This window comes from Rothia sp. HMSC064D08, from assembly GCF_001809525.1.
GTDB classification, from domain to species: Bacteria; Actinomycetota; Actinomycetes; order Actinomycetales; family Micrococcaceae; genus Rothia; species Rothia dentocariosa.
In genome coordinates this window covers 130,429-141,967 of sequence record NZ_KV797900.1, presented here as the reverse complement: position 1 = coordinate 141,967, position 11,539 = coordinate 130,429, and the positions used below count along the sequence as shown (strand labels likewise).

Annotated in this window: 10 protein-coding genes; all 10 read right to left on the bottom strand. The window is 51.3% G+C overall.

What is annotated here, in order from left to right:
• Positions 1 to 24: 24 nt before the first annotated feature.
• On the bottom strand, positions 25 to 969 hold the full coding sequence (locus HMPREF2625_RS07400) for a F0F1 ATP synthase subunit gamma (RefSeq protein WP_037230839.1): 945 nt from the start codon (positions 967 to 969) through the stop codon (positions 25 to 27).
• Positions 970 to 1,048: 79 nt separating this feature from the next.
• Positions 1,049 to 2,674: a F0F1 ATP synthase subunit alpha gene (gene atpA, locus HMPREF2625_RS07395; RefSeq protein ID WP_037230835.1), complete on the bottom strand. Its 1,626-nt coding sequence runs from the start codon at positions 2,672 to 2,674 to the stop codon at positions 1,049 to 1,051.
• Positions 2,675 to 2,826: 152 nt separating this feature from the next.
• On the bottom strand, positions 2,827 to 3,642 hold the full coding sequence (locus HMPREF2625_RS07390; protein WP_013398886.1) for a F0F1 ATP synthase subunit delta: 816 nt from the start codon (positions 3,640 to 3,642) through the stop codon (positions 2,827 to 2,829).
• Positions 3,642 to 4,199, bottom strand: coding sequence for a F0F1 ATP synthase subunit B (locus HMPREF2625_RS07385; protein ID WP_013398885.1), 558 nt, complete (start codon positions 4,197 to 4,199; stop codon positions 3,642 to 3,644). Before HMPREF2625_RS07385 ends, HMPREF2625_RS07390 begins: the two co-directional genes overlap by 1 nt.
• Positions 4,200 to 4,249: 50 nt before the next feature.
• Positions 4,250 to 4,441 carry an ATP synthase F0 subunit C gene (gene atpE, locus HMPREF2625_RS07380; RefSeq protein ID WP_004004436.1) on the bottom strand — a complete coding sequence of 64 codons (192 nt, stop codon included), beginning with the start codon at positions 4,439 to 4,441 and terminating at the stop codon, positions 4,250 to 4,252.
• A gap of 129 nt (positions 4,442 to 4,570) precedes the next feature.
• Positions 4,571 to 5,368, bottom strand: coding sequence for a F0F1 ATP synthase subunit A (gene atpB, locus HMPREF2625_RS07375; RefSeq protein WP_004004435.1), 798 nt, complete (start codon positions 5,366 to 5,368; stop codon positions 4,571 to 4,573).
• Between the two features lie 99 nt (positions 5,369 to 5,467).
• Positions 5,468 to 5,722 (bottom strand): DUF2339 domain-containing protein, encoded by a 255-nt coding sequence (locus HMPREF2625_RS07370; protein WP_048751857.1) that lies wholly within the window; start codon positions 5,720 to 5,722, stop codon positions 5,468 to 5,470.
• Between the two features lie 527 nt (positions 5,723 to 6,249).
• The gene (locus tag HMPREF2625_RS07360) at positions 6,250 to 7,356 is read right to left on the bottom strand and encodes an MraY family glycosyltransferase (protein WP_070523526.1); all 1,107 of its coding nucleotides are present in this window, start codon (positions 7,354 to 7,356) and stop codon (positions 6,250 to 6,252) included.
• A gap of 151 nt (positions 7,357 to 7,507) precedes the next feature.
• Positions 7,508 to 9,418, bottom strand: a complete 1,911-nt coding sequence (locus HMPREF2625_RS07355; RefSeq protein WP_070523523.1) for a polysaccharide biosynthesis protein — start codon at positions 9,416 to 9,418, stop codon at positions 7,508 to 7,510.
• Positions 9,419 to 11,338: a glycosyltransferase gene (locus tag HMPREF2625_RS07350; protein WP_246826744.1), complete on the bottom strand. Its 1,920-nt coding sequence runs from the start codon at positions 11,336 to 11,338 to the stop codon at positions 9,419 to 9,421. It lies immediately after the preceding gene.
• Positions 11,339 to 11,539 lie beyond the last annotated feature (201 nt).

The window sequence follows — 11,539 nt, the reverse complement described above, 5'->3', positions numbered from 1 at the left end:
GATAGCTTCGAGTTAGCAGTGTTCTTAAGAGGAGGCGAGAGCGTCTGCGCCGCCCACAATCTCAGAGAGCTCCTGAGTAATCTCGGCCTGACGAGCGTTGTTCATCAGTCGAGTGTACTTCTTGATCAGAGTCTCAGCGTTATCGCCCGCAGTCTTCATCGCACGCTGACGCGACGCAAGTTCACTTGCAGCGGCTTGGAGCAGGCACGCGAAGATACGAGAAGCGATATAACGCGGTAGCAGCGCATCCAATACTTCCTGAGGAGAAGGCTCAAATTCAAAGGATGCGGGTTGCTGATAATCGGCCGAAGAGAGTTCTTCGTCAGGTACGATTTCCTCCCCCAATTTAGTTGCTTCTGCCACGTGAATGGGAAGCAAACGAAGAATCTTGGTCTCTTGAGTCACCATGGACTTGAATTCGGTGTATACGATATGCAGATCGTCTACCCCGCCGTTTTCATGTCCCTTTTCGTACTCCTCCAAGAACACATCGCGAATCTCAACTGCGGTATCAATATGCGGATTATCGGTGTGTCCTTCCCAAGCACGTTCATAGGGACGTTCCCGGAATTCAAAATAAGACTTCGCTTTACGCCCCACCAAGTACAGCTGTATTTCGCGCCCCTCGCCGCGTAGCCTTTCGATAAGCTCTTCTGTTTTCTTCAGCACAGACGACGAATACGAGCCTGCAAGACCGCGATCACTCGTCATCACCAAGACTGCAGAGCGCTTATGCTCATGCTTGCCGAATGTATCGGGACGATGGATCAGAGGATGCTGCACGGACTGTTGCGTTGCCAAAGCAGTCACAACGCGGGTCAATGCGTTTGCGTAAGGACCCGTGGTTTGAGCGCTTCGACGCGCCTTGTTAATACGGGAGGTCGCGATCATCTCCATCGCCTTGAAGATCTTCTGCATAGACGATGTCGAAGCAATTTTCTGTCGGTAAACCCTAATCTGGGCTCCCATAGAGCTTCCTTTCTCCTGGACATCTGCCCCGCCCATAACTCTGAAAGTTCAGAGCGGGGCTAACACCTAGGACTAATCGCTAACCGATGGTTTCCTGAGTGATGTCACGATCCTGAGCCGCTTTATGCTCCTCATGACCTGCATCAACAAGGTGGCTGGTACCCTCCGAGCGGAATCCCTTCTTGAAATCTGCAACGGCAGCTTTCAAGGCATCTAGGGTTTCATCCTCAAGCTTGCCGGATGCGGCAATATCACTCAACACCGAGGTCCGGTGACGCAGATAGTCAATGAACTCTGCCTCGAAGCGAAGAACGTCAGAAACCTCAAGATCATCAAGGTAACCGTTGGTACCTGCCCAGATGGAGACAACCTGCTCTTCTACCGCATACGGGGTGTACTGCGGCTGGCGAAGCAGCTCGGTAAGACGGGCGCCGCGAGTCAGCTGTGCCTTGGAAGCATCGTCGAGATCGGAGGCGAACATTGCGAACGCTTCCATAGCACGGTACTGAGCAAGGTCCAGTTTCAAAGTACCGGAGACCTTCTTCATAGCCTTGGTCTGCGCTGCACCACCCACACGAGAGACGGAAATACCAACATCAACGGCGGGGCGCTGGTTAGCGTTGAACAGATCAGACTGTAGGAAGATCTGGCCGTCAGTGATAGAAATGACGTTGGTCGGGATGAAGGCAGAAACGTCATTTGCCTTGGTTTCGATAATGGGGAAACCGGTCATCGACCCTGCGCCCAACTCATCAGAGAGTTTAGCGCAACGCTCCAATAGACGAGAGTGCAGGTAGAAAACGTCACCGGGGTATGCTTCACGCCCTGGCGGACGACGAAGCAATAGCGACACGGCGCGGTATGCTTCTGCCTGTTTTGAAAGATCATCAAAGATAATCAGGACGTGCTTTCCGCCATACATCCAGTGCTGACCAATGGCAGAACCGGTGTAGGGAGCCAAGTATTTAAAGCCTGCTGCGTCAGATGCGGGGGCAGCAACGATCGTGGTGTATTCCAACGCTCCCCTAGTTTCAAGGGTGTGTCGAACAGCAGCAATGGTGGAGGCCTTCTGTCCAACTGCCACGTAAACACAACGAACCTGCTTACTGGGGTCACCAGTTTCCCAGTTAGCCTTCTGGTTCAGAATCGTATCGACTGCAATCGCAGTTTTACCGGTCTGACGGTCACCAATAATAAGCTGACGCTGCCCTCGACCGATCGGGATCATAGCGTCAATAGCTTTCAGACCGGTCTGTAGGGGCTCATGCACAGACTTACGCTGCGTTACACCAGGTGCCTGCAGCTCAAGAGCACGACGCCCTTCATCCTTAATAGGACCCAGGTCATCAATGGGGTTACCTAACGGATCGACTACACGACCGAGGTAAGCATCGCCCACCGGGACCGAAAGCACCTCACCAGTACGGTGAACTGGCTGTCCCTCTTCGATACCGGTAAAGTCGCCCAGAATAATGACGCCAATATCGCGGGTATCAAGGTTTTGCGCGAGGCCAAGGGTGCCATCCTCAAAACGAAGTAGTTCGTTCGCCATAACCGAGGGCAAACCCTCGACGCGCGCAATACCATCGGAGGCTGCTACAACGCGCCCCACTTCAACACGTTCCACGTTGCCGGGTTCGTAAGACGCTGCAAATTCGTTCAGCGCGTTACGGACATCATCGGCGTTGATGGTCAAATCGGCCATCTTATGTCCCTGCTCTCCTAATTATGGTTGCACCTCTCGGAACAACCGAAACTTGCTTCGTGGGAAGGAACAATATTCTAAAAATTTGTCTGCTTCCCAAGGTATCTTCTAAATCACCGTTGCGACGTATCGCAGAAATGTTCAGCTAATCTCTATGCTTGAAGGTCACGTTCAAGATCATCAAGACGGGTACCAACGGTTCCGTCGATAACCTCATCTCCAATCTGTACGCGCATACCGCCTAGAACAGCTGTATCTATAGATACGTCGAGTTTAAGCTGACGATTATAGATCTTGTTCAAGGTCCGGCTCAGGCGTTCAAGCTGTGCCTGCGACAGCGCTACTGCAGAAGTCACCTTTGCGATGTAACGGTTCTGTCGCGTGACGATGATTTCCACGAATTCATCAGCGAGGCGAGCGGCATGGTGACCACGGGATTCGCTACCAATTCGTTCCAAGAGAAGTACGCCTTCCGCAGTGACGGCTGGACCGCCTAATGCTACAGCGAGCTTCTTCTTTGCTTCTTTGCTTGCCAAATTGTCGGACAGCGCCGCTTGCGCTTCGGGGGTACCATCAACGTTGCGCACAAACGTCAGCAACTCGTTGGTAACCTCTTCAAGGGCATCAGCACCACCACGAGACTGAGCGGATGCGATGGATGCGAGTACCGCAGCCTTCTCAAGCGCGTCTGCAAGATCACGCTCTTGAGACCAACGCAGTGCTACCGCCGTAGTCAGCACCTTGAGTGCTTGAGAAGAAATTTTGCCGCTAAAAATAGCCTGCGCAATATTTTCTCGATCCTTCCCTTCACGCGAAGAGTCGGTCAAACCACGGCGTAAACCGCCATCGTGGTCAAGTACATCGACCACGGCGAAAAGCTCGCTAGCTAGGTTGAGTGGGTTCAACGAAGCGTTGGCTTCAAGAACCGCTTCCACCTTGCTCAGTGATTCAGTAGATACTCCTGCCATTACCGAGTTGCACCTGCATTCTGTTGCTCGGTTTCAAGGTCAGCAAGAAAACGATCTACCACGCGGGCCGATCGCTCATCATCGTCAAGGGCTTCGCCCACAATCTTTCCTGCAAGAGTAGTCGCCAAAGTACCAACTTCATGACGAAGAGATACTGAAGCAGCTAGGCGCTCAGCCTCGATAGTCTTCTGCGCATTATCAGTAATACGCTGAGCCTCAACGGTTGCGCGCTCACGAGCCGCTGCGATAATTGATTCGCCTTCGGTACGCGCTTCCTCGCGAATTTTCTGAGCTTCCAAACGAGCGTTTTCAAGCTGCTGGTTGTACTCTTCGCGAGCCGCTGCGGCCTCCGCCTGAGCTTTCTCAGCTTTGGCAAGACCACCCTCGATTGCTTCTTTACGGTCCTGGTAGATCTTCTCGAACGCCGGGACAACGTATTTATGAACGATGAAATAGAGAATCACGAACCCAACGACGGTGATGCCCAATTCCCAGAGATTGGGAATTAGAGGGTTAGAGCTGTGCTCTGCGCCCCCTCCTTCTGCCAGATAAGTCATTGAGGGATTTCCTGTTCTTTAGGTTGGTTCGTTAACAGCTATATCTGAGCTTAGATGATGAATGCCAGAACGAGGCCCAGAATCGCCAGAGCCTCAACCACCGCAAAACCCATGAACAGCATTGGCTGCAGGGTACGCTGGGACTCGGGCTGACGTGCAACGCTCGTCATGTAGGCAGCGAAGATTAGACCCACGCCGATGCCGCCACCAATAGCTGCGAGGCCGTAACCAATAACGTTCATGTTGATTCCTTTCAACAGTGTGTGCTTCAGTGAAAATACCGAAGTTACAGAGCTACTTATGTGTATTCGACCCGTAAAACGGGTTGCTTTCTTCGCAACTGGATAGCCAGTTACGAAAACCTATTATTTTTAATGTCCTTCGGAAACTGACCCTTGCAGGTATACCGCGAGGAGCAGTGTGAAGACATAAGCCTGGATTACCTGAATCATCAGTTCCAGGAAGTAGAGGAATAGACCCAACGCCCCAGAGGCGATACCGCCCAAAGCTGCAGCCCCGCCGACGCTCATCACTAGGAACTGAGTTAGGGATGCTGCCACCATCATTGCCATGTGACCGCCGAACATCGTAGCGAAAAGACGAAGCGCGTGAGTCACGGGACGAATAATAAGGTTCGAGAGGAACTCAATCGGTACCAAAATAACGTACACCCACCCCGGAACTCCGGAGGGCATCGTCAGATCTTTAAAAAATCCAACCAGTCCCTTGCGCTTGATACCTACACCGACCCAGGTAAGGTAGCCGACGATAGCCAATGCATAGGCACTGCCTGGGTGAGAAAAAGAAGGAAGTTGAATAAGGGGAATTGAACCGTAAAGGTTATTAATCAGAATAAAGAAGAAAGAAGTAAAGAGCAGGGGCACGAAAGGCTTGAAATGCTGTGCACCAATCAGGTCTTTGCCAAGTGAATTACGGGTGAAGAGATAGCCTGATTCTGCAATGAACTGGGCTTTACCCGGAACCATTGCACGCTTGCGTGCAGCCATCATAAAGAATAGGGAAACGACTACGACAGACAGGATGACGAGCAGCATCTGTTTACCAAAGCCGAACCCAAGAGAATCAACCTGGAAGAAGTCAGGCAGATGCATATCGGCCGGTGTCGGCGGCGTATAGCCTTCTGCGAGTACAGACCCGTTCTCGTTCAAAGCAAGTCCTTTCTTGCCGTTAGCTAGCTACTTGCTGGTGCAAAACTATGCTCAACTAACTGGATGGAATGTGTGCAAAACCTAAAATTTTTAGGCTATTTATTTAGAGCGACTCGTATGCAGATATACCAGGTAGATGCCTCCGCAAGCACCTATCAGAACACCAACCCATACAAACCACCGGGTATTGAGGAGCCAGTCAGCTCCAAAGCCGACCAATCCCCAAAAAGCCATGCCGATAATAAGATACAAAACAGACATCACGCCGCCGGATAGTCCACCGCCGGATACCAGTTCTCCTGTGGTACGGAGTTTCTTATCTCCGTCCCACCATTTCTTCTCAGAATCGGTCAAAAATTTCCCTATCTACTTCTGAGTAAGCCTTTGTGTGTGCTAAGACTCAGGATCGAAGTACAAAATCCTTGAATTCATAATGGTTACAGCCTCGACACTTAACCACAGTACCGCTCCTATGACGGCACCACCAAGCGTCCAACCGTGTTTAAGTGCCTCTGGCATAGGTACTAGTAAAAGCACCATCGCCATGAGTAACACCTTCACCACATAACTTACAAGCAAAGCCTGAGGAATCCCAATCTTTATACGGTGTGCCCCCAAAGCAGTTGCTACGCCCATGGTGAAACATATATAGACTACCAGAAACCCAACCATAAATCCCGCCGACCCGCGAATGCCCAATATGATTCCCAGAATCGGTAAACAAAGAACTAAAACCAGTGCAGACACTACGGTCTCGCGATAGGCTAAAAGCCCCCAGGAAAAGCCTTGCACCCTATTTTGCTTATTGTCTTTCTTACCTATACCATAGATAAATTTTGGGTTCCACAGAGCCCTCCGAATCGAATTTAGCCGCCGTTGTTTCACTCCTGTGAGCCCTCAGACTTCCGCTCGCTCACAGGATGCGTCTCTGTGTTCAGATCTGCAATATTCTGCTTGGAATTAGCGTGCCCCTGCTCGGCAGGCTGCAGACGCGTATCCAGTAGTTCGGGAAGCCGCAGGTATAAAACAATGACAGCTACAGCAAGGGCAAGAACGCCAACACCAGCGAAAAAGGCACCTGTTAGGAAAAGATCTGAGGCAAAGAGTACAAAAGCCCATACAATCGCAGTCGCAGAACTCACCATAATTGTTGCGCTGATATGTCCCAATCCGACGTCAGTCAGACGCTGATACACATGGGTTCGATGCGGTTTGTACCACTGCTCCCCAGCAGCCATACGACGTATAAGAGTCATCGCAGAATCTGCAAGATAAACCAGAAGCGGGGCTATCGACGCAAGGAACGGAATTCCAGCATAGAAAGCACCAACAGCAATTGTTCCAAGAGAGGCACCCAGGAAATAAGACCCAGCATCACCTAAGAAAACATTGTGACCCGTGCGTAAATTCCAAGGTAGGAAAGCCGTATAGGCACCTGCAATTGCCAGACCGCCTATCGTCATCCACGGCAAACTACTTACGCCACCCATATAGGCGTAGGCAAGCCCAGCCACCAGCCCATGGCATCCGGAGATACCGTTGATGCCGTCCATAAAGTTTGTAACGTTTATATACCCCGCAATAAAGATCCCTGCTACAGGAACCCACAGCAATGATGCCTCTTGAATAATAGCGAGAGAAAGTGCAATACCGAGTCCTATAACAAGCTGCATCCCGGCACGCTTGGCAACGCTGACCCCATAGACATCTTCGGTCCATCCCAAAAGCAAAGCAAGACCGCCGCCTGCCAAAAAAGTTAACGAGATGGGGAGATTTACAGTCCACCCCATGAGGGTAGCGACCGCGAAGCTCAAACAGGTAGCGTTAGCGGTTGCCAGCCCCATGCCCCGGTACGTCGGAATCGTATGCGAGGAACGCTCATTGGGTATATCAACCATATTTAGCGCGTGCAACAGGGGGCGTACCGCAAAAGGCAGAAGCGCTCCTAACACAAACGCTAGTATAAGCACCAGAGATGCCTGGTTCATGTCTCTCCTCTAGACGGTAAAACCTCGTAACAGGGTGTAATTTGGGATTCTACTTCCCCGCTGCTGGTTCTACAAGACGAATTCATCACGTAGTACACGCCTATGTAGACGTTAACGGGGCAAAATTTCATCGTTCAATATTCAAAAACGGCTAATTCCTGTGTTCTTCCAGAAGACGACCCTGACGCGGATCTACTACGCGGGTAAATCCATGACGCTCATAAGAACGATGCGCTTCATAATTCTGAATCCACTGCTCATAATCCAAATCCTCAGGATTGAGAGCTGGTGCCGTCGAGTGAGAAATAAACTTGTTTTGAGTGCTTCGAGTGTGTTGCTCATTAGCACCAAAGAGGGTTTCATCCAATTTTTCGCCAGGACGCAGACCGGTCACTACAATATCAACATCGTAACGCTCATAGGCTTTACGCATCTCATGTGCAACATCGTAGATAAATACAGGCTCACCCATATCAAGCACCATAACTTCACCCGGATGACCAATAGCCCCTGCCAGCATCACCAGCAGGCAAGCATCCGTGATGAGCATAAAGTATCGGGTAGCGTTCTCATCAGTAAGTGTAATGGGACCGCCATTGAGAATCTGCTGCGTAAACAGAGGTTTGATAGAGCCGCGCGAGCCAAAAACGTTACCGAATCGAACCGATACATAAGTCTTCCCCGTCTGCTGTCCAAACCACGAGGTTAAGCATTCAGCGGTTCGTTTTGACTGCCCCAAAGCGGTCTTAGGATCTGCCGCTTTATCTGTTGAAACATTCACAAATGTTTCAACATCCGCCGCTTGCGCAGCATATAGAACGTTAAGGGTGCCCAGCGAATTTGTTTTCCATGCTTCCTCAGGGTATGCCTCCAGTGCAGAAACATGCTTCAAAGCTGCGGCGTGGAAAACCACCTGCGGTTTTCGTTCAAGGAAGATATTACGCAGGTTTTCCCCCTCACGAATATCCGCGAGAATAATACGCTCATCATCCAGGCTGGACTCGCCAGTGATCGAGAGCTTTGTTTCCATCAGCAGGGTTTCGTCACGATCGAGCATCATGAGCAGCTCAGGGTCGTATTCGTGGATCTGACGGCATAGCTCAGAACCAATAGATCCTCCTGCGCCGGTCACCAAGACCCGCTTACCTTGAAGGTAGCTGCGCAAAACTTCAGTATCGACATCGTAGTTAATTTCGCCGCGGATAAGCTTCATGAGCTCGTTATCGTCGGTTTCTACCACGTTGTTGCCGAAGAGCTTTTCGCTGGCGCTCGCTACACGAGTTACTTCGACTCCGTGTTTTTGCATGCGTGCCCAGACCCGGTCGAAACGATCATGCGGCATGTTGGTGATAGCGACGATCATTTTTTTAGGGGCATAGCGCCTGATGACCGCATCCAGCTCTTTACCGGTGTTATAAACCGGCACATTGTGAATATTAATACCACGTAGCTGAGGGTTATCATCCACCACCGCAACAGGCCGCATATATGCAGAGTCATCATGCATAAGAGCTTCGATAACTGTGCGACCCGTAAACCCGGCGCCATAGACGATAACAGGCTCACCATCAAGATTACGCAAAGTCTTATGCTCAACATAAATGCGCTTAACCATGCGCATCGCCGCCATGAACAGCAATGTAATACCCACCGAGATAGGCGGCACACCATGAGGCACATGTACTAGTCCGAGAGCTTCATCTACGTAGCTGAAGAGGAAAAGCGCCACCGAGACGATACCTACAGTTGCGCCCGTACGCCAGACTTCCTCGAAAGAACCGTAAGAATACAGGCCGCGGTACACCTTCATACCGTAGCCCACAAGAATCTGCAGAATAATCGCAAACCCCATACTGAGCGCCACGCTTTGAAGATCAATCACATCAAAGACAGAATTCTGGTTCAGAAGCAGGCTGTATCGTAGCATAAACGCGATGACAAGCCCTATAATCCAGGCTACGGAATCTAATGCAATCTGAACGAGAAGCCACCAGCTTTTAGGGGTGTAGGGGCGTTGGCGATCCACCACCGCAATCGGTTGAGTCGTGGGATAGTTCTCCACTTATGCGTCCTTCCCCTGCAAACTATTCTCTACGTTCCTACTAGGCCGTATATCGGTGAGCGCTCGAAATGCCTTACGGCGTGTACTCTCCGGAATAAACCGGTACGCCGTTCGAACGCTCATATTCTTAATCCACCCGAGCTTTGAGATCGCGTGCCCGGTATATAGTCGACGTTGAATCGCCCAATCCTGTTTCCAGGCGTTAAGTCCGCCCCGCCGTGTGTAGGCACCTGCACCCACACGATAACGGACTAATGGCTCAGGCACATTACCAATCTTATAACCGGCGGAGATAACCCGCGACCACAGCCACCAGTCTTCGGCCCCGGGTACATATTCATACCCGCCTAAACGCTGAACAACGTCTTTGTAGAAAGCCACCGTTGGGTGGTACAGGGGATTGCGCGAAGGCATCATGTCAGCCAACCGAGATGCGTCAGTTACCGTTTGGCGGGTAGCCTCTACTGCGGTATTCTGCGCATCAACTTCGTACATGGCAGAGCCCATCACCGCGCAGTCGCTCTCGATAAGCGCCGGAATTAAGGTTGCAAATCGGTCTGGCTCCGAAATATCGTCAGAGTCCGCGCGGGCAACGATGCCGTAAGAACAAGCATTCAGCCCCTCGTTGAGTGCAGCGGCAAGACCCACGTTCTGAGGCAGTTTGACTGTGACGATAGGAGCGCATTCCCCCGCCCTGCTACGTTCGACCCAACGGTCAACGACCGCGCGTACTTCAGAAGGCAACGGGCCATCCTGAACCAAAACCAGTTCAGCAGGCCGAAGGGTCTGATGCTGAGCGTTCGAGGCAATAGCCGCCTCCACATGATCAGCAGATTCCCGAGCGTAAACACTCATCAGAACAGAGAACTCTGCCTGAGAATGTGGTGCGCCGAAGGAACCACGATTTTTTTGAGCGCCATAATGCCCCGGAAATTCAAGGTCGTACACTTCGCGAAGCACATCACGATTAAGGCGAGGGGCATGCAGCGCATCCTTGATGCCCCTCAGGAAATACCCCAAATAAATAGATTTTTCGTCCGTACGCAGAACCGTCGAAGCCCAAAGTCTTGCTACCGACCCGCCATATAACAACTTCTCAAGCGGGCTAAGAGTACGGGATCGCGTGAAAACCCACAATTTATTGCGAACATCGTTATAAAACCGCGGGCCCGGCTTCGCATTCGTCGTCCCAAAAGTTTTCGTGTGGTGACGAGCCACCGAGGCGGGTATAGCAATGGCATCTCGATGATGTGCAAGACGGGTCGAAAATTCAAAATCATCATTCCAGATAAAAAAATCCGCAATCGGTAGGCCGCCATTCTGACGAATAACTTGAGCGTCCATCACCAAAGATACAAAGGAGGCGCTGCGTATAGGCCGACCCCCCACCGCTTGTGCACGACGATGCCGCCCGGAGCCAGCACCGAACATAGTGCGCATCGTATTCATGGGATGGTCTTCCCCATTGGTCCACACAACCCGTGAAGCTATCAAGGCGGGACGACGGCTGCGGTCCGGAGAATATGATTCCCATGCTTGAACAGACTCATGTAGGGTGTTTTCGGTTGGTTCAGTGTCATCATCCATAACCCACACAAGATCTGGATTGTGGCGCGCTAACGCTCGATCGATTCCAACGGCGAATCCACCCGCACCTCCCATATTCTGAGACAATGTGATGATATCGAGCGGAAGCGAATAGCTTAGATTTTTTAGATACTCGGCCGTGCCGTCGGTAGAGGCGTTATCAACCACGACAACGGCATCCGGCACAACCTGCCCTGCGGCGATACCTGCAAGGGTAATGGGTAATAAATCTTGACGATTATAGGTCACAACAACCGCTACAACACGCGGCCTACCGAGCTGTGCCACACCGCAGACAGGCGCACTCACCGAGTTTTCGCTCTCATCAGGCATCGACGCTTCCTCCCCCAGCACGCACTTTTCAGGCGGACCTATAAACACACGGATATATGAGACATCCCAAGATAGCTATTCTACCCGTCGAAAGCTCTATAGCTAAACATTACGTTCCAGCTTCAGTTTCGACTAGAGACCAAAAAGTTAGCTCCGCCACGTGCTCCTGTGCCACGACTATGCTTTAGCTCTCTTCTGCCC

Bases quoted from the DNA above. Each gene is read 5' to 3' on its own strand.
- HMPREF2625_RS07400 (WP_037230839.1), bottom strand. From the start codon at position 969: ATGGGAGCCCAGATTAGGGTTTACCGACAGAAAATTGCTTCGACATCG.
- atpA (WP_037230835.1), bottom strand. From the start codon at position 2,674: ATGGCCGATTTGACCATCAACGCCGATGATGTCCGTAACGCGCTGAAC.
- HMPREF2625_RS07390 (WP_013398886.1), bottom strand. From the start codon at position 3,642: ATGGCAGGAGTATCTACTGAATCACTGAGCAAGGTGGAAGCGGTTCTT.
- HMPREF2625_RS07385 (WP_013398885.1), bottom strand. From the start codon at position 4,199: ATGACTTATCTGGCAGAAGGAGGGGGCGCAGAGCACAGCTCTAACCCT.
- atpE (WP_004004436.1), bottom strand. From the start codon at position 4,441: ATGAACGTTATTGGTTACGGCCTCGCAGCTATTGGTGGCGGCATCGGC.
- HMPREF2625_RS07360 (WP_070523526.1), bottom strand. From the start codon at position 7,356: ATGAACCAGGCATCTCTGGTGCTTATACTAGCGTTTGTGTTAGGAGCG.
- HMPREF2625_RS07350 (WP_246826744.1), bottom strand. From the start codon at position 11,338: ATGCCTGATGAGAGCGAAAACTCGGTGAGTGCGCCTGTCTGCGGTGTG.